The sequence below is a fragment of the Streptomyces sp. NBC_00285 genome, assembly GCF_036174265.1.
Classification (GTDB): Bacteria; Actinomycetota; Actinomycetes; order Streptomycetales; family Streptomycetaceae; genus Streptomyces.
On record NZ_CP108055.1, the window covers coordinates 1,288,107 to 1,307,197 of the forward strand.

8 protein-coding genes are annotated in these 19,091 nt (G+C 74.0%); 2 read left to right on the forward strand and 6 right to left on the reverse strand.

All coding sequences use genetic code 11. From position 1 onward, the window contains the following. Position 1: 1 nt before the first annotated feature. Genes OHT57_RS06065 through OHT57_RS06085 form a run of 5 tightly spaced genes read right to left on the reverse strand, consistent with a single transcriptional unit; the run spans position 2 to position 14,648 of the window. Positions 2-3,970 carry a non-ribosomal peptide synthetase gene (locus OHT57_RS06065; protein ID WP_328745005.1) on the reverse strand — a complete coding sequence of 1,323 codons (3,969 nt, stop codon included), beginning with the start codon at positions 3,968-3,970 and terminating at the stop codon, positions 2-4. After that, positions 3,967-8,715, reverse strand: a complete 4,749-nt coding sequence (locus OHT57_RS06070) for a non-ribosomal peptide synthetase (protein ID WP_328745006.1) — start codon at positions 8,713-8,715, stop codon at positions 3,967-3,969. Before OHT57_RS06070 ends, OHT57_RS06065 begins: the two co-directional genes overlap by 4 nt. Then, complete coding sequence (locus tag OHT57_RS06075) at positions 8,712-9,764, reverse strand: MupA/Atu3671 family FMN-dependent luciferase-like monooxygenase (RefSeq protein WP_328745007.1); 1,053 nt, start codon at positions 9,762-9,764, stop codon at positions 8,712-8,714. The genes OHT57_RS06070 and OHT57_RS06075 overlap by 4 nt, the downstream gene beginning before the upstream one ends. Continuing rightward, a complete protein-coding gene (locus tag OHT57_RS06080) occupies positions 9,749-13,282 on the reverse strand; it encodes an amino acid adenylation domain-containing protein (protein WP_328745008.1) in 3,534 nt (1,177 codons plus the stop codon). Before OHT57_RS06080 ends, OHT57_RS06075 begins: the two co-directional genes overlap by 16 nt. After that, positions 13,266-14,648 (reverse strand): MFS transporter, encoded by a 1,383-nt coding sequence (locus tag OHT57_RS06085; protein ID WP_328745009.1) that lies wholly within the window; start codon positions 14,646-14,648, stop codon positions 13,266-13,268. Before OHT57_RS06085 ends, OHT57_RS06080 begins: the two co-directional genes overlap by 17 nt. Before the next feature lie 279 nt (positions 14,649-14,927). Between OHT57_RS06085 and OHT57_RS06090 the strand changes: the two genes are divergently transcribed. After that, positions 14,928-15,284, forward strand: coding sequence for a hypothetical protein (locus OHT57_RS06090; protein ID WP_328745010.1), 357 nt, complete (start codon positions 14,928-14,930; stop codon positions 15,282-15,284). 154 nt (positions 15,285-15,438) lie between these two features. Then, positions 15,439-15,822: a hypothetical protein gene (locus OHT57_RS06095; protein ID WP_328745011.1), complete on the forward strand. Its 384-nt coding sequence runs from the start codon at positions 15,439-15,441 to the stop codon at positions 15,820-15,822. Positions 15,823-15,923: 101 nt separating this feature from the next. Here OHT57_RS06095 and OHT57_RS06100 read toward each other — a convergent pair whose 3' ends face one another. Continuing rightward, a complete protein-coding gene (locus tag OHT57_RS06100) occupies positions 15,924-18,932 on the reverse strand; it encodes an AfsR/SARP family transcriptional regulator (protein WP_328745012.1) in 3,009 nt (1,002 codons plus the stop codon). Between the last annotated feature and the right edge of the window lie 159 nt (positions 18,933-19,091).

Consider the following 19,091-nt stretch of genomic DNA (forward strand, 5'->3'; position numbering starts at 1 on the left):
GTCAGTCCCCCTGGCAGGTGGTGAGGGCGGTTTCGAGGACGGCGGCGACGCGTGCCGCCGGGTCGGGTGCGAGTACGTCGCTGTGGGTGCAGGTCAGTTCGTGCACGTCGAGGCCGGCGGTGAAGGGCCGCCAGGCCGCGGCCTTCTCGGCCGTCGTGGCGTGGGACCGCCGGGTGGCGGAGAAGAGGGTCGTGCGGCCGTCGTACGGGGACGGACGCCAGGCGCGGGACAGGTGGATGTGGTGGGTTCCGGCGTCGGTCAGGGCGTGCAGGACCCGGTCCTCGAACGCGGCGAGGGGGCTGTCGCCGGTGCGGACCACCGCGAAGGCCTCCGTGCGACCGAAGGCGCCGGGCGGTGCGGGCCGGTCCGGGGCGTGGCTGTTGAGCAGGAGCCGCAGGGTCTCCCGTTCGACCACGTCCGCGGGCAGCCGGGGCGTGCCGGGCGGCCACGGCATCGCGTCCAGCACGGCCAGCAGCCGCACCTCCTGTCCGGCTCCGCGCAGGCGTACGGCGATCTCGTGCGCGACGGGGCCGCCGAAGGACCGGCCGACCAGCGCGTAGGGGCCGTTCGGCACCAGGGCGCGGATCCGTTCGGTGTAGGCGTCGGCCAACGCGCCGATGCTTCCGGGGAGTTGACCCACTCCCTCGGTGAACGCCGGGCTCTGGAGGGCGTGCACCGGGCGGTCCGGGTGGAGGTGCGGGAGCAGGGCGGCGAAGGACCAGCCGAGGCCCAGGCCGGGATGGACGCAGAAGAGGGGGGTCGGGTCGCCGCCCCGGCGGGGGGCACCTCGGCGGAGGGTGAGGAGCGGGGCGAGGTCGGTGTCGGAGGCGAGGTCGGCGGCGAGGCGGGCCGCCAGTGCGGCTGGTGTCGGGGCCGCGAACAGGGTCGCGAGCGGCACCGGTGTGGCGAGCGCGGCCTGTGCCTTCGACACCAGGCGCAGTGCGGTCAGCGAGTGGCCGCCCGCCGCGAAGAAGTCGGTGTCCGGATGGACGCCGGACGCGCCGAGGACCTCCGCGAACAGCGCGCACAGGTGCCGTTCCCGCTCGTCGCGGGGGGCTCGGGCGGCGGCCACGGTCCCGGCGGTACCCGAGGGCTCGGGCAGTGCGGCCCGGTCCGTCTTGCCGTGGCGGGTGAGCGGTACGTGGTCGATGCGGGCCCAGACGGAGGGGACCAGATGGGCGGGCAGGTGGCGGACTGCGAACTCCCTTGCCCGGGCCAGTGTTTCGGCCCGGTCCTCGTCGAGTGTGGCGTCCGGTACGAGCCATGCCGCCAGCCGTTTGCCGCCAGCCGCGTCGGGGCGTGCGGCGACCACGGCCCGCCGGATGCCGGGGCAGTCCGCGAGCGCGGACTCCACCTCGGCGGGTTCGATACGGAAGCCGCGGACCTTGATCTGGTCGTCGCCGCGTCCGGCGAAGTCCAGCACGCCGGCGCCCGTCCAGCGGGCCAGGTCGCCGGTGCGGTACATCCGGCTGCCCGGCGGCCCGTACGGATCGGCGACGAACCGCTCGGCGCTGTGCCCGGGCCGCCCGAGGTACCCGAGCGCGAGTCCGGTCCCGGCCAGGTACAACTCGCCGGTGCCGCCGACGGGCAGGAGACGCAGCCGGTCGTCCAGGACGTAGGCGCGGGTGTTGTCCAGCGGGCGGCCGACGGGGACGGCGTCCGGGCCGCCGTCGGCGGTGTGGGCGGTGGCGAAGACGGTCGCCTCGGTGGGGCCGTACCCGTTGACGACGGTGGTGCCCGGGCAGTGCGCTCGGATCCGGGCCACCGTGCCGGGCGCGAGCACGTCGCCGCCGGCCCAGATCTCGGTGAGCCCGGCGGCCGCCTCCGGCGCGATGTCGGCGACGGTGCGCAGCAGTTCGGGCGTGAGGAGCAGCGCGGTGAGCCGCCGCTCGGGGATCACCCGCCGCAGGAGGCCGGGGGTGACGGGCCCTGGCGGGGCCACGACGACGGTCCCGCCGTTCAGCAGCGGGATCCACACCTCGTACGTCGCCGAGTCGAAGGTGTACGGCGCGTGCAGGAGCACCCGCCGGTGCCCGCCACCCTGGAAACGAGCGTCGGCGGCGAGCTCGGCGATGCCCCGGTGCGGGACGACGACACCCTTGGGTTCGCCGGTGGAACCCGAGGTGTAGAGGACACAGGCAGCCGAGTCGGGGTGCACGGGGGAGGCCGACGGGAGCGCCGTCGCGTCCGGCATCCGTACGGTCTGGGGCGGGCGCCCGGCGACACGCGACGGGACTGCCGGACCACACTCCCCCACTTCCAACGCCCGTACCGACGAGGGCAGTTGTGCGGCGACACCGCCCGAGGTCAGCGCCAGTCGGGCCCCCGCCCGACTGGTCAGGAGGGAGAGGCGTTCCGGTGGCCGGGACGGGTCCAGTGGGAGCCAGGAGGCGCCCGCCTTGAGTACGGCCAGCTGGGCCACGACGACGGCCGGCGAGCGGGGCAGGAGGAGGGCGACCGTGTCGCCGGGCGCCGTGCCCGCTTCGACCAGTCGGGCGGCGAGCGCATCCGAGGCCGCGTCCAATCCGGCGTAGTCGAGGACCTCCCCGTCGGCCGACTCCACGGCCGGAGCGTCCGGGGTGCGCGCGACTTGCGCGGCGAACCGGCCGGTGACGGTGGCCGGTTCGGCCACGGGACGCCGCGGCCCGGTGGCGAGCGCGAGGAGCCGGCGGTGCTCCTCGGGCGGGAGTACGTCGATCCGATCGGCCGACTGCCCGGGATCGCCCGCCAGTTGTTCCAGGGCCCGGGTCGTACGGCCCGCCACGGCGGCCGCGGACAGCCCGCGCCGGCAGCCGACCGACAGCCACAGCCGCTCGCCCGCGACGACGGCCAGCGTCACGGGATAGTGGGTCGCGTCCGTGACCCGGACCAGGCTCAGCTCGTCCGAGCCGGCCTCGTCCTCGGGGCGCTGCGGGAAGTTCTCGAAGGCGAGGACCGAGTCGAACAACTCCCCCACGCCTACCGCGCGTTGCACCTCGGCGAGGCGCGCATGGTGGTGGTCGACCAGGCGGGACTGCTCGTCCTGGAGGCGGACCAGCAGGTCCGCCGTACTCTCGCCGGCGCGCAGCCGTACCCGCACCGGCAGGGTGTTGACGAACAGGCCGACCATGCTCTCGACGCCGGGCAGGTCGTGCGGGCGGCCGGAGACGACCGCGCCGAAGACCACGTCCCGGGCACCGGTGGTACGGGCCAGGACCAGCGCCCAGGCCGCCTGGACAAGGGTGTTGAGGGTGACGCCGACGGTGGCCGCCTGCCGCGTGAGGGCGGCGGTCGTCTCGGCGGAGAGCCGGACCTGGGCCCGGTCGCACGCGTCGTCGGCGGAGGTGCCGTCGGCGGCAGGGGGCACGAGCAGCGTGGGGTGCTCAAGCCCCTCCAGTGCCTGGGCCCAAGCCGCCTCCGCCTTCTCCCCCTCGTCCAGGGCCCGCCGGGCCAGCCACGCCAGGTAGTCGCGGTACGGCGCGGCGGGCGGCAGCGGCCGGCCCGCGACGAGGGCGGCCAGGTCCGCCTCCAGGACCGGCATCGACCAGCCGTCGAGCAGGATGTGGTGGAAGGACAGCAGCAGTTCGGCACCCTTGTCGTGGCGGGCGAGCGTGGCGCGCACCAGCGGTGGCCGGCCCGGGTCGAAGCGCCGGGCGGCGTCCGCGCGCAGCAGCTGCCGCATCCGGGCGGCCGTCCCGTCCGGGTCGAGCCCGGTCAGATCGGCCTCCCGCCACGGCACTCCGACCGCGCTCGGGATGATCTGCACGGGCCGGTCGAGGCGCTCGTGGCGGAAGCAGGCGCGCAGGTTGGGGTGCCGCCGCAGGAGTTCCGTCACCGCGGCACGCACCCGCCCCGGCTCGGTGCCCGGGCCCAGCCGGAACCGGGCCTGGACCAGATAGGGGTCGGGCCCCGTCGTGTCCCGCAGGGTCTGGAAGAGGAGTCCCTCCTGGGCCGGGGACAGCGGAAGGACGTCGTCGACTCGCCCGCTCACCGGTCGGTCACCTCGCTCTCGATCTCCTCGAAGTGCTGTTCAGGACCGGCGTCCTCGAAGTCGTCCGAGTCGTCGAACCCGAAGGTGTCTTCCAGCTCGGTGAGTTGGTCGAGGGTCAGGTCGACCAGGGGGAAGTCGGACGGGCTGTACGTGGCGGCCGGGCCGTCCGCTGTGGCCGCGACGAGCGCGGTGAGCTCCTCGGTCCACAGCCGGGCCAGCTCCCGCACCTCGTCCTCGGTGAACACGCCCTCCGCGTACGAGAACGTGGCCTCCAGGCGCGGCGCGCCCTCCGCGCCCCGGGCCAGGGTGTCGATCTCCAGGGCGTGGCCGACCGGCACCGCCTCGGGCCCGGGGTCGAGCAGCCGGCCGCCGGCCGCGTCGTCCCCGGCGATCCGGCCCAGGTGGGCGAAGCGGACGTCGGGCCCGGGCAGCGTGGCCAGTTCGGGGCCGGCCTCGGGGTGGAGGTGCCGTAGCAGGCCCCAGCCGAGTCCGGCGGAGGGCACCGCCCGCAGTTGTTCCTTCACCTGCTTGAGGGCCGCGGCCCCGGTGTCCGCGGCGAGGTCGAGCCGGACCGGGTACTGGGTGATGAACCAGCCGACGGTACGGGAGACGTCCACGGGCGCCGACAGGGCCTCGCGGCCGTGCCCCTCCAGATTCAGGAGGAGGGCCGTCCCGGTGCCGCGGTAGCGGACGGCCGCCCGGACCAGTGCGGTGAGCAGCACGGCGTCCGCTCCGCAGTGGAAGGCTTCGGGCAGGGTGACGAGCGCGTCCCGGGTCAGTCCGGCGTCCAGCTCGACGGTGACGCTGCCGCGCCGTGCGCCGACCCCACGGCCGGCGGCCAGTCTCGCGTCCTCGGCACCGGCCAACTGGCTCTTCCACCAGTCCAGTTCGCCACTCGCCCGGTCCGCTTCGGCGGGCAGCAGCCGCGCCCACCGTACGAAGGAGGCCCCGGGCCTGGTTGCCGGCTCGGCAGCGCCCTCAAGCGCCCGCGCCAGCTCGGGCCCCAGCACGCGCCAGGACACCCCGTCGACGGCCAGGTGATGCACGATCAGGAGCAGCAGTCCGGGCTGCCCGGGTCCGGTGTCGAGCCAGACGGCCCGCAGCATCTCCCCCTGTTCCGGGTCCAGTTCGACGGTCCGGGCGAGGCACTCCGCGAGGTGCGCTGCGGCGCCGTCGTGGCTGGTCGCGCCGTTCCCCGCGCCCCTTCGGGACGCGGGCACCGCGACCCGCTCGGTACGGACGGCAGCAGCGGGGCCCACCTCCAGCTCCCAGTCCGTGCCCTCGTCGTGCCGTATCAGACGCATCCGCAGCGCCGCATGCCGCTCGACGAGCCCCGCCACCGCCGCGCTGATGCGGTCGAAGCCGACGCCGTCCGGTACGGGGAACACCATGGACTGGGTGAACGTGCCGAGGGGAGCGCCCTGTTCGCGCCACCAGTGCATGATCGGGGTGAGCGGGAACCGGCCCTCGGGGAGGTCGGGGCCGGCGTCCGCCCCGACGGCGGCGGGGCGGGCCAAGGCGGCCAGCCGTGCGGGCGTGCGGGCGGTGAACACGTCTCTCGGGGCGAGCAGCAAGCCGGCCGCGGCCGCCCGGGCGGCGAGCTGGATGGCCATGATGCTGTCGCCGCCGAGCCGGAAGAAGTCGGCCGAGGCGTCGATGGCGGCCTGTTCGGTGCCGAGGACCTCGCCGTACAGCGCGCACAGAATCTGTTCGGCCGCGGAGGCGGCGCCTCGGTGGCCGGCGGGGCTCGCGGCGCGAGCGGCGGGCGCGGGCAGCGCGGTGCGGTCGATCTTGCCGTTCGACGTCAGGGGGAACGCGTCCAGCACGACCACGTCGGCCGGGACCAGGGCGGCGGGCAGCCGTTCGGCCGCGTGGGCGAGCAGGTCGTCCGGTGCCGGCGTGCGGCCGGCGGCCGGGACGACGTACCCGAGGAGTTGCGGCCGGCCCGCCCGTCCCTCGCGGACGAGGACCACCGACCGGTCGACACAGGGGTGTTCGGCGAGGACCGCCGCGATCTCGGCGGGTTCGACGCGCAGGCCGCGCAGCTTGATCTGGTCGTCGGTGCGGCCCAGGTGATGGGTGGTGCCGTCGTCGTCGCGCCAGGCCAGGTCGCCGGTGCGGTACATCCGGGTGCCGGGCGGGCCGTAGGGGTCGGCCACGAAGCGGTCGGCCGTCAGGGCCGGGCGGTGCAGGTAGCCGTGGGCCAGGGGGCCCGCGAGGTAGAGCTCGCCGCGGGTGCCCGGGGGCACCGGGCGCAGGCGTTCGTCGAGGAGGCGTACCCACGTGCCGGCGAGCGGGGTGCCGAGCGGCGGTGCGGCCGAGTCGGGCGTCAGCGGGCCACAGACCGTGACCGCCACCGTCGCCTCGGTCGGTCCGTACACGTTGTGGAAGCCGCGGCCGTCCACCGCCCAGCGGGCCACCAGCTCCGCCGGGCACGCCTCCGCCCCGACCGCGAGCACCCGCAGGTGCGGGTAGGCCCCGGCGGGCACGGTCGCCAGCACGGACGGTGTCGTCATGACCGCCGACACCCGCCGTTCGGTCAGCACCCGCCCCAGGTCCTCGCCGACCAGCATCCCCTCCGGCGGCAGCACCAGTGTGCCGCCCGAGCCGAACGCCATGCACAGGTCGGCCACCGAGATGTCGAAGGTCGGGGTGCCGAGCTGGAGCACCCGGTCCCCGGCGCCCAGGGCGAGGCGGTCGGACAGGGCCGCGGCGAGCGCGGCCAGGCCGGAGTGCGGGACGACGACGCCCTTGGGGGTGCCTGTGGAGCCGGAGGTGTGGATGACGTAGGCGGGGGCGGACGGGTCCGGGTGGGGGGCGTTCAGGGGCTCGCCCGCGTAGGCCTCCGGGCCCAGGACCAGCGTCGGCGCCTGTGGGCACGTGAACGCCGGGTCGTCCGTGACGACCAGGGCCGGCCGTACGTCGGCCAGCGTGCGGCGCAGGCGTTCGGCCGGGTGCCCGGGGTCGAGCGGCAGATACGCGGCGCCGGTGCGCTGGATCGCCAGCGCGGTCACCGGCCAGTCGGTGCCGCGACCTCGCAGCAGGGCCACGATCCGACCGGGTCCGGCGCCGTGCTGGGCGAGGAGCCCGGCCAACCGGTCGACCCGGTCGACGAGTTGGGCGTACGACAGGGTCCGCGCCCCCGTGTCGAGGGCGGGCGCGTCGGGCGTGCGGGCGGCCTGGCGGGCCACCAGGCCGGGCAGCGAGAGCGGTTCGACCGCGGCGGGGCCGGCCGAGGTGTCCAGGAGCCGGCGGCGCAGGCGGGCCGGCACGATGTCGAGGTCGGCGACGCGCAGCGCCGGGTCGGCCGTGATCTGCTGCAGGAGTTCGACGTAGCACTCCGCCCAGCGCTGGACCGCGTCGGGCGAGAACGTGTCGGTACGGACCTCGAAGCTGCCGATCATCGTGTCGCCGTTGTCCTTCACCACGCCGACGAGGTCGTGCTCGCCGCCGGTGTGGATGCGCTCCGGCTCGGCGAACTCCCGTACCGCGGACACGCTCGGCTGCTGCGTCAGGTGCATGAACACCCACTGGAAGAGCGGGGAGCGGCCGAGACTGCGTTCGGGGGCGGTGGCCGCGACGATCCGTCCGACCGGCAGGTCGGCGTTGGCGACGAGGTCGGGGAAGTCGGCGGCGAACACGGCGAGCAGGTCGGCGAAGGTGTCCTCGGGGCGCACCCGCCAGCGGGTGGGCACGGCGTTCATGACGTAACCGATGACCTGCTCCAGGCCCTTGGCGGAGCGGTTGGCGACGGGTGTGCCGAGCACCATGTCCTCGGCTCCGGTGACCCGGTGGGCGAGGACCGCGAACGCGGCCATCAGCACGCCGTAGACGGTGGTGCCCGAGCGGCGGGCCAGGGCGCGGACCGCGGCCGCGGTGGGCGCGTCGAGGTCGAAGCCGATGTGGACGATCTCGTCGGGGTCGCGGTCCGGGTCGTCGGCGGTGGACCCGTGGCCGGGGGCGGTCAGCGGGCCGGGGAGGTCGGCGAGGTAGCGGCGCCAGAAGGCGAGGCGTTCGGCGAAGACGCCGGCCTCCTCCAGCTCGCCCTGCCAGGCGGAGAAGTCGGCGTACTGCACGGCCGGCCGGGACAGACGTGGCTTCGTGCCCTCGCGGATCGCCCGGTAGGCCTCGGCGAACTCGCTCTGCAGTACGTCGAAGGACCACCAGTCGCCGATGACGTGGTGCATGCTCAGCATCAGCGTCGTGCGCCGCTCGTCGACGCGCACGAAACGCGCGCGCAGCAGCCGGTCGCCGCCGAGCTGGAAGGGGCGGCGGCGGAAGGTGTCGAAGGCCTGGTGGACGCTGGTGCCGGTGCCCCGCAGGTCGTCGTGTTCCAGGGCGAAGGGGCCGAAGTCCGGGAAGTCGACGTGCAGTTCGCCGTCGCCGGTGTCTGTCACGCGGGTGCGCAGGATGTCGTGGTGCTGCTGGATGAGGGTGAGGGCGGCCTCCAGGTGGGCCGGGTCCACCGGTTCGTCGAAGTGGTAGGCGCAGCACAGGTTGAGGGCCGGGGTGCCGGGATACAGCGACTCGTACACCCACAGGTCCTGCTGCGCGGGACTGAGCCGCACGGGCCGGGCGGGGTCCCGGGGCGGTACGACGGCGGGGATGTCCCGCACCCGCCCGCTCTGCACCATCCGCCGCAGCAGCTGGACGCGCTGCTCGCCGCCGAGGGCGCTGAAGCGGTCGGCGAGGGAGGCCGCGGGGCGGGCGGTTCGCTGCGGGCCCGGGGAGGGAGGGGCGGTCATGACAGGGTCTCTTTCAGTTCGGCCAGCCGGTTGAGGCTCGTGAGGACGTCGTCGGTTCCCAGGCCGAAGTCGACGAAGCAGGCGACCTCGTCGATTCCCAGCTCCGCCAGATCGGCGAGCATCTTGGCGCAGTGCCCGGGCGAGCCCAGCAGGCTGCCCCAGCTCAGATAGCGCTCGAACGCGAACTCCGCGAGCATCGCCGTCTTCTCCTCGGTGAGTGCGGCGGTGCCCGCGTCGGCGGTGCGGTTGGCGGCGGTCTGCCGCAGATAGGAGGTCAGGTAGGTCTTCAGCGGGGCGGCGGCGAGCCGCCGTACTTCCGCGTCGTCGGCACCGACGTAGGTGTGTGCCATGAGCGTGACCCGGCCGTGTGCGTCGGTGCCCCGCTGGTCGGGGGCGGCCGCGCAGGCGGTGCGGTAGCGGGCGATCCGGTCGGCGAGGTCGTCCCTGCTCTGGCCGACGGTCGCGCCGAGCACCCCGCAGCGCAGCCGCCCTGCCGCCTCCCAGGTCTCCGGGTTGCCGGAGGTGGTGATCCACAACGGCAGGGTGTCCTGCACCGGACGCGGCTGCGGCAGCACGCTCACCGGATTGCCGGTGCCGTCGGGGAACTCGGCGCTCTCCCCCGCCCACAGCGACCGCAGGAGCGGGACGGTGTCCAGGGTGCGGGCGCGGCGGTCGGCGTAGTTGCCGGGGGCGAGGGCGAAGTCGGCGGAGTGCCAGCCGGTGGCGACGGACAGGCCCACCCGGCCGTGCGAAAGGTTGTCGACGACCGCCCAGTCCTCCGCCACCTTCAGCGGGTGGTGCAGCGGCAGTACGACGCTGCCGGCGCGGATCCCGATCCGCTCGGTGGCGACGGCGAGTGCCGCGCCGAGCACCGGGGGGCTCGGGAAGACCTGCCCGACCTGCTGGAAGTGGCGTTCCGGCGTCCATATGGCATGGAAACCGAGGCGGTCGGCGGCGCGGGCGACGGTGAGGATGTCCTCGTAGGCGCGCTCGTGCCGGGTCTGCGCGGCGGTGCTGTCGGCACCGAAGAACATCACGCTGAGGTCCACTGCCTGTCCTCCTGCTTCCTGTTGCTGCGGTCGGTTGTGGTGGCGGTCGTCCGGGGTGCCCGGTCGGGCGGGCGCGGCACGCGTGGCCGGCGGGGGATGAGGGTCATGGCGGGCTGGGGGCGGGCCGCGGCCTGTTCGAGGTCGACGGCGAGGGTGGCGACGGTCGGGTTGGCGAAGAGCTGGGACGCGGTCACGGGACGGTCGGGGGTGCTGAGGCGGGCGGTGACCCGCACCGCGCGCAGCGAGTTGCCGCCGAGGCCGAAGAAGTCGTCGTGGCGGCCCACTCGGGACAGGCCGAGGACGTCGCACCAGGCGGCGGCGATACGTGCTTCCAGGGGGGTGCCGGGGTGCTCGGGCGCGAGGGCGGGGGCCGGCGCGGCGAGGCGGTCGCCGTCGTCGGCCCGGCGGGGTGGCTCGGGCAGGGCAAGTGCGGACAGGCGCGCCTCCGGGTCGGCCGCGGCGGTCTCGAGCGCCCGCGGAAGTGCCTCTGCCAGCCAGGTGACGAAGGACTCCTCCAGCGAGTCGGTCCGGTACTCGAAGGTGAGGGTGAGGCCGCCGGGGGTACCGTCCGCTGCGGTCGTCTCCAGGACGTCGACGAGGAGTTCGAACCGTGCCGACCCCGTGCGCACCAGCTCGACGCCGCTGTCGGCGCCGGGCAGCGTCACCTCGGCGCGGGCGTTGTTCTGCAGCGCGAGGACCACCTCTGTGAACGGCTGCCGCCCCGGCCTGCGGGCGGGGTTGAGCACGCCGACGACGTCCTCGAACGGCACGTCCTGGTGGGCGAAGGCGCCGAGGTCGGTGTCCCGGACCCGGGCCAGCAGCTCGGCCGCGGTGGGGTCGCCGGACGCGTCGGTGCGCAGGACCAGCAAGTTGACGAAGAACCCGACGACGTCCGCGACCTCGCTCTCGGCCGCCCGCGCGGCCACGGGCGTGCCCACCGCCGTGTCGGCCTCTGTCCCGGCCCGCAGCAGCGCGGTGACCAGCGCCGCGTGCAGGGCCATGAAGAGGGTGGCCCCCTGGGCCCGGGCCGCTTCGACGAGCCGTGCGTGCGCCGCCGGGTCCAGCAGCCGTACGACGACACCGGCGTCCGGACCGGGCACCGCGGGCCGCTCCGGGCGGCGCGGGAGCAGCGGGCCGCCGGCGGGCAGGGCGGCCAGCTTCTCGCTCCAGTAGGCGAGTTGGCGGGCGGCCGGGGAGTCGGGGTCGGCCGCGGAGCCGAGCCGGTCGAGTCGGCGGCGGGCGTGTTCGGCGTAGGGGACGGTGAGCGGGCCGAGGCGCACGGGTCCGCCCCGCACCCGGGCGGCGTAGGCCTGGGACAGGTCGCGGAACAGTGGCAGCAGCGACCAGCCGTCACCGGCGATGTGGTGGACCAGCACGAGCAGCGCGTGCTCGTCCGGCCGCTCCTTCAGGGTGAACAGCACGGCCCGGCAAGGCAGTTCGGCACGTAGGTCGAAGCGCCACCCGGCCTCCTCCGCCAGCCGATCGTCCAACTCCCCGGCTGAGACGTGCAGATGGGCGAACGGCGGGCGCGCCGCGGTGCCGCGCACCACCCGTCGTACGGGTACGCCGTCGGCCTCCTCGAAGAGCGTGCGCAGGACGTCGTGCCGGTCGGCCACGTCGGCGAGGGCGCCCGCCAGCGCGGCCGGGTCGACCGCTCCGCGCAGCCGCACCAGCATCGGCAGGTTGTAGGCGGCGCCCGCACCGGTCCGGTCCAGGAACCACAGGCGTTGCTGGGCGTCCGAGACGGGCAGGGGGCCCGACGCGGCGGCGGGGACGGGCAGGCTCACGGCGGCGGGGGCGCGGTCGGCGAAAGGGGCGAGGAGTACGGGGGTGGGCGCCTCGAAGAGCGTCCGGATGTCGAGCTCGACGCCGAGCACCGAGCGGATACGGCCCATCAGGCGGGCGGCGAGGAGGGAGTTGCCGCGCAGGCGGAAGAAGTCGTCGTCGGGGGCGACCGGGGTCGCCAGGACCTGGGAGAACAGTTCGCAGAGGGTGCCCACGGTGCCGTCGGCCGCGGTGCCGGTCCGCGCGGGGGCGAGGTCCGGCTTCGGCAGGGCCGCCCGGTCCAGCTTCCCGCTGGGTGTGAGCGGCAGTGCGTCCAGGGCCACGAAGGCGGCCGGCACCAGGTGGTCGGCGAGGATGCCACGGGCGTAGACGTGCAACTCCTCGGCGGTGGGCGCCTGTTCGCGACCGCCGCGTGGGACGACGTACGCGGTGAGCTGCCGGTCGCCGGCCGGGTGGGCGTGGGCGACGACGGCCGCGCGGTCGAGGGCGGGGTGGCCGGCCAGGACGGTCTCCACCTCCGCGGGCTCCACCCGGAAACCGCGGATCTTCACCTGGCTGTCGGCGCGGCCCAGGTACTCCAGGACATCGTCCGGGCGGCGCCGGACCAGGTCTCCGGTGCGGTACAGGCGCTCGCCGAAGGGGGCGGCGACGAAACGTTCGGCGGTGAGGGCGGGTTGTCCGACGTAGTCCCGGGCGAGGCCCGTGCCGGCCGCGTACAGCTCACCGGTGGTGCCGTCCGGGACCGGCCGCAGCCGCTCGTCGAGGACGTACAGGCGTTTCCCGGCGAGCGGGCGGCCGATCGGCAGCGGGCCGCCGGTGCGCAGGTCCTCGGGGACGACCGGGTGGACGGTGAGGAAGACCATGCACTCGACGGGTCCGTAGCCGTTGCTCAGCCGGAGCCCCGGACGGCGTTCGAGGGCGCGGGCGACATGTGGGGGCGACAACGCCTCGCCGCCCACGAGGAGTTCGCTCAGGCCGGCGAGGGCGTCGGGGTACTCGTCGACGACGACGTTGAAGAGGGACGCCGACAGGTACAGGGACGTGATGCCGTGCTCGGCTATCAGGCGTGCCATCACAAGGGGTTCGGGGCGGCCCGCCGGATGCAGCACGCAGGTGCCGCCGCCCGTCAGCGGGCCCCACAGTTCCAGCGCGAAGGCGTCCCAGGACAGGGGCGCGCACTGCAGCCAGACGGCGCCCGGGCCGAAGGAGGCGAAGTCCTGGCCGGTGAGAGTCGCCGTGACGGCCTCGTGCGGGGCGGCGATGCCCTTGGGCCGGCCGGTCGAGCCGGAGGTGAACATCACGCAGGCGGGGTCGGTGGGGCGTACGGGCACCGCGCCGTGGGACAGCGGGGGTGCCGTCCCGGCGTCCTCGGGGTGGACCACGGGGGCTTCGACGCCGGTGAGGTGCCGGCCGCGGGGTGCGACCACGGCGGTGACGGCCGCGTCCGCCGCCATCGCGCGAAGGCGTGCCTTCGGAAAGGCGGGGTCGAGGATCAGGTAGGCGGCACCGGCCTTGAGGACGCCGAGGACGGTCACGACCAGGTCGGCCGACCGCTCCAGGTACACGCCGACCGTGTCGCCGTGCCGTACGCCGTGCCGGGCGAGCAGGGCGGCCGACCGGGCGGCGCACGCGTCGAGTTCGGCGTAGGTCAGGCGGTCGTCGCCGTCGATCAGCGCGAGGGCGTCGGGCGCCGACCGGGCCTGTTCCTCCAGGAGTTCATGCACGCACTCCATCCCGGGCCCCTTCCTGGGATTCGGCGGCTTCGGCGGCCTCGGTGCGGTCGTCCGCTTCCTGGGCTTCCGCGGCCTCGGTCCGGTCGTCCACGTCCGCCAGCACCAGGTCGATCTCCCGGATGTTCCGGCTGGCCAGCCCCCACAGCGAGACCCCGATCCCGGCCAGGCCGGCGAGGAGGAACATCCCCGCCATACCGCTGCCGGGACGGTCGCCGAAGAGCGGGCCGAGGACAGTGAACAGGCCCGTGCCGTGGGCGGCCTGCGGTTCGAAGACGTGGTCGGCGAGCGGGCCGGAGAGGGCGGTGGCGAACGGGACGGAGATGTAGCCGAGGAACATCACCGCGCCGAAGACCCGGCCCTGCCACTCCTGCGGGACCTTGGTCTGCACGATGGCGTGCATCTGGGAGTTGACGACCGTCATCAGCAGGGCGCCGATCAGCACGGCGATCGACCAGCCGACCACCCCGTCGGCGAACGCCATGCCCACCAGCGCGGACAGGCACATCCCGATGATCCCGAGCATCATCGAGCGCCCCCGGTTCTTCGGGCCGCCCCACGCGGCCATCAGCACCCCGCCGGCGACTCCGCCGACGCCGATCGCGCTGTTGACCGCGGCGAGCGCGGCGCTGTCGGCCCGCAGCAGCACCATGGGCTGGATGAGGGCGAAGCCGAAGACCATGACGAGGTTGACGACACAGAAGTTGACGATCAGGTCCCTGAGACCGGGGGTGCGGAACAGATAGCGCAGGCCCTCCCCGGACTCCGCGGTGATCCTGCGGCGCGGCCCGGCGCCGGGGCCTGTCCGGGGCGGCGCGGGCCGGTCGCCGGTCAGCCGCACCACGCGTACGCCGATCAGGGCGACGGCGTAGCTCACCAGGTCCACCAGGAGCGTCGGGCCTATCCCGAAGAGGGCGAGCATGATGCCGCCCAGGGCGGGGCCGCCGATGCTCGCCGCGCTCTTGGCGCCGGCCAGCAGCCCGTTGGCGCGGCCGAGCTGGTCCTTGCGCACGAGCAGCGGGACGGCCGAGGAGAGCGCCGGGAACTGGAAGGCCGCGCAGGCGCCGAGCAGCGCGGTGGCCACGTAGATCTGCCAGGAGTGGAGCAGTCCGAGGTAGTGGAGCAGTGCCAGGCAGCCCACGACCAGGAGTCCGCCGGCGTCGGCCAGTTGCAGCGCGGACCGCTTGCGCATGCGGTCGACGATTGCGCCCGCAACGGGGCTGAGGATCGCCTGTGGGAGCAGTGCGCACAGCGACAGGGCGGTGACCGCACTCGCCCGCTGCCCGGTGGACCAGACGTCCACGACGAAGGCGAACCTCACTGCCGCACTGCCGACGAGCGAGACGGCCTGACCCGACCACACCAGCATGAGTGGCCCCAGGCCGGTGAAACGGCCAGGGGTCGATTCGGTTGGAGTTGCTGTCACTGCACTGCCCCCATGACGGTTGCCTGCCGTACGGACCCGGCCGGCGTGCGGCCAGGTCCGTTGTCGAATGGCCGTCATGATGCGGGGGACGATTACCGCCGCGTTCCCCTCGCGAATGCGTGAACGGGATCGGCGGGGGAACGGAACGGGACGGGATCGGGACCCGTCGGGGTGACGGTCCCGGTGTCGTTGTCTGCTCAAACCCGCAGAAGGAGTACTGCCGTGAAGGACCAGCGGGACCGATCGCCGGACGGCACGGAACTGGCCCACGCACTCCAGGACCTGTCCTCCGTGGAACGCTGGGCGGAGCGGGTGGCCGCCGACCGCGAGGCACCGCCGTTCGTGGACCGGGCGCCCCTGGAGGGACCGGAGTTCAGCGTCGACACGGAGACGGTGGACGGGATGCACAGCGTTGCCCGGATCGCTCCGGCGCCGTCGGACGAGTCCGAACAGGCCGCTATGCGCTCGTTGGTGAGATCACTCCTCGATCTGGCCGGCCACGAGTCGGGACCGGCCCGTACCCAGGTGGTACTGACGCCCTCCGGGCCGCGGGTGGTGGCATGCAGCCTGAGTGAGTAGTCGCAGGTCGGAGCCGTTCCCGGGACGGTTCCCCCGCGTTCCCGCAGACCGGTAACGGACGGGGAGCCGCCTGGGAACGCCCCCCAGGAAAGTCAGTGGTGTCAGGAAGCGGAAAACACCGCAAACCTCACAAACACCACTAAGGGGCGGGACCATGGGACGCAAGCTTGCTGGGCTCTTCGGGATTGTCGCGGCGGCGCTGGCCTTCGGTCTGGGCGCGACGCACGAGGCAGGACAGTCGCAGGACCGGCAGAGCGTGCAGCACCTCGCGGACGTCCAGAACCCGACGGGCATCACCACCCAGGACGTACAGGACCCGACGAGGGTCACCCTCGCGGATGTGCAGAACCCGACGGGCATCACCACGCAGGACGTCCAGGACCCCACCTCGGTCACCCTCGCGGACGTCCAGAACCCCACCGTGGTCACCTACGCGGATGTCCAGAACCCCACTTCTGTCACCACCTACGCAGACGTCCAGAACCCCACCGCCGTCACCACCCAGGACGTCCAGAACCCCACCTCCCTGGCCGTGTGACCCCCGGTCCCCCGCCCAACGACAGTGCCCCGCACCGGAGTTCCGGTGCGGGGCACTGTGCTGTTCCGTCAGGGCCTCAGGGACTCAGGGACTCAGGGACTTCAGGTGCGGCGGCGGTCCGCGGGGACGCCCATCTCGGCGAAGAGCGCCTCCGCCGCCGCCCGGTGTACGTCCGCGTTCTCCGCATCGCCGAGGGCGTCGGCCATTCCCGCCAGGGCGTAGGCCTCCTCGATGCGGTAACTGATGGCCGACGCGAGCTGGTACGCGTGGGTGTGCAGGGCGAGCGCGCCGTCCGCGTCCCCCTGCCGGCACCGGAGGCGGCCCACCGTGTTCTCCACCTTGGCCCGGCGCAGCGGCGAGACGTTCGACTCGACGAGTTCCAGGGCGTGCGCGGCGAGATCGGGGGTGCGCACGGGGCGGCCGAGCCGCTCGTCGACATCGGCGGACAGCGCCAGGATCAGCGCCGCGTCCCCCGGATCACCGGCGTCGTCGAACAACTCGCGCGCCCGCTGAAGAATGCGGTCCGCCTCGTCGTAGGCACGTCGGCCGAGGTGCGCGAGGGCCAGGTCGGCGAGCGTGGCCGCCTGGTGCTTGCGCTGCCCGAGCCGCTCCCGCAGTTCGACCGCCCGCTCGGCCGCCGTCAGTGCCTCCTCGGGCCGGCCCCACTGTTCGTAGAGCGTGCTGAGGATGGTGAGGTTGTCGGCCTCCGAGCGGGCGACGCCCAGTTCCCGTTCGAGTCCGGTCGCCTTCTCCAGGTGGACCAGGGCCTCGGGGAAACGACCGAGCAGGCTGTTGAACTGGCCGAGGGTGCTCTCGCTGTGCGCCACCGTGTGCTGGTCGCCGAGCCGGTCGGCGACGTCCCGTCCCTCCTTGGCCACCTCGACCCCCTCGGCGAAACGGCCGAGCTTCCAGCAGGCGACGCCCAGGTTGGACAGGCTCACCCCGAGCAGCCCCAGATCGCCGACCCGGCGCGCGGCGGCCACCGCGACACGCCCCAGGTCACCGAACTCCTCCAGCTGCCCACGCGCGTTGAGCTGGAAGACCAGGTTGCGGACCAGGCAGACCACGTACCGGTCGTGCCCGCGCCGTTCGGCCAGGACGACGGCCGAGATCAGCGCCGTCTGCTCGCGGTCGAACCACTTCTGCGCCCGGTCCGCGTCCCTGAGGTCCGGCAGTTCGGCCGTGGCCGGCGGGATTCCGGTGTGACGTTTCTTCCGGCCGGGGTAGAGCACCTCGCACGCCGTCTCGGTGGCCGTCAGGTAGTAGCCGAGCAGCCGCTCCACCGCCACCGTGTCCTCGCCGTCGACCGACTCGCCGAGCAGGCTCTGCGCGAAGCTGCGGACCAGGTCGTGGAAGGTGTACAGGCCGATCTCGGGCTGCTGGACGAGATGGACGTCGAGCAGCGTCTCCAGGAGGTCCTCCGCGTCCCGGATGTCCGTGCCGAGCAGCGCTCCGGCCGCGTGGACGTTGATGTCCCCGCCCGGATGCAGCGCCAGGATCCGGAAGGCGGTGCGGCACTTGTCGTCCAGGGCCTGGTACGACAGGCGGAGGGTGGCAGAGACGCTGCGGGCGCCGGCGCTGAGCTCGTCGAGTCTTCGGGTCTCGTCCCGCAGTCGCTCGGCCAGGTACTGGAGGGTCCAGCGCGGGCGGTTGCGCAGCCGGGCGGTGGCGATGCGCAGGGCGAGCGGCAGATGCCCGCACAACCGGGCGAGTTCCGCGGCGGCCGCCGGTTCGGCGGCGACGCGCTCGGCCCCGAGCGTCTCGGCCATCAGGGTCGTGCTCTCCCCGGCCGACATCGTCCCGATGGAGATCCACTCCGCGCCGTCGAGGTCCACCAGGCGGGCCCGGCTGGTGACCAGGACGAGGCAGCCGGAGGAGGCGGGCAGCAACGGGCCGAACCCGGCCGCGTCGGCAGCGTTGTCCAGGAGGATGAGCAGCCGTTTCCCGACGAGCGTGGCGCGCCACAGGGCGGTGCGGCCCAGCACGTCGTCGGGGATGCGGTCCCCCGGGATGCCCAGGGCCCGCAGCAGGGTGTCCAGTGCGGTGCCGGCGGACACCGGCCGGTCACCGGGGGTGTATCCGCGCAGGTCGATGTGGAGCTGACCGTCCGGGTACTCCGGGGCCAGGAGGTAGGCGGCGCGCACCGCGAGGGAGGTCTTGCCGCTGCCGCCCATGCCGTCGAGGGCCACGATCCGGGGGCCCTGCTCGCCCTTCTGCGTGGCACAGCGCAGCAGTTCGGCCAGTTCGGCCTCGCGGCCGGTGAAGTCCGCGAGGTCGTTGGGCAGGGTGCAGGGCGGCTCGGCCGGGAGCGGGACGGGCGCCGGCGCGGGGGCGGGCTCGGGGCCGGCCAGTTCGGGGCTCTCCCGCAGGATGCCCTCGTAGAGCTTGGTCAGCTGCGGGCCGGGGTCGACGCCGAGCTCCTCGACGAGCAGTTCACGGACCCTGCCGTACTCCTCCAGGGCCTCGGCCTGCCGTCCGGAGCGATACAGGGCGATCATCAGCTGGCCGCGCAGGGTCTCCCGCAGCGGATGCCGGCCGGTCAACTCGCGTAGATCCGGGATCAACTCGGCCGCCTCGCCGAGCGTCAGACGCAGTTCGAGGAGCTGTTCCCAGGCGGCCAGCCGGCGTTCCTCGATGGTGGTGGCCGCGGCCTCGATCACCGGGCCGCCGCTTCCGGAGAGCAGGGGGCCACGCCACAACGCCAGTGCCGCGCGCAGCACTTCGACCGCCTCGGCCAATCGGTTTTCGGCCACGGCCGCTTTCGCGGTGCGCACCAGCATTCCGAATTCGGAGAAGTCATTCTGGGACTCGTCGAGCACGATGCGATAGCCGGGTCCCTCGGTGAGCAGCACATCGGCGCCGCCCGGGATCCGTCTTCTCAGATCCGCGACCGCCTTGCGGACCTGGTGGGAAGCGGTGGCCGGCGGGTCCTCGTCCCAGGCCGCCTCCACCAGGCGGGACACCGTGAGAACTTTTCCCGGCTCCAGCAGCAAGGTGGCCAGAACTCGTTCCTGGATGATTCCACCGAGCCTCAGCCGAGCACCCTCGGACCACCCTTCGATCGGGCCGAGGATATTGAACCGCAGCCGTTCCCCTGTTGCTGTCGTCACCGACAGCCTCCCCCCTCGTCGCCGCTTCCCCTTACAGCTCGCTCCCAGCCGCAGCAGATCCTAACCGCCTGCGGAACGCCGCGGTACTGGGCCGGGAATCATTCGGGAAGAGCGGCGCGCACTCTGTTCCCCGTCGGCAGGCCACGAGCATGGCCGACA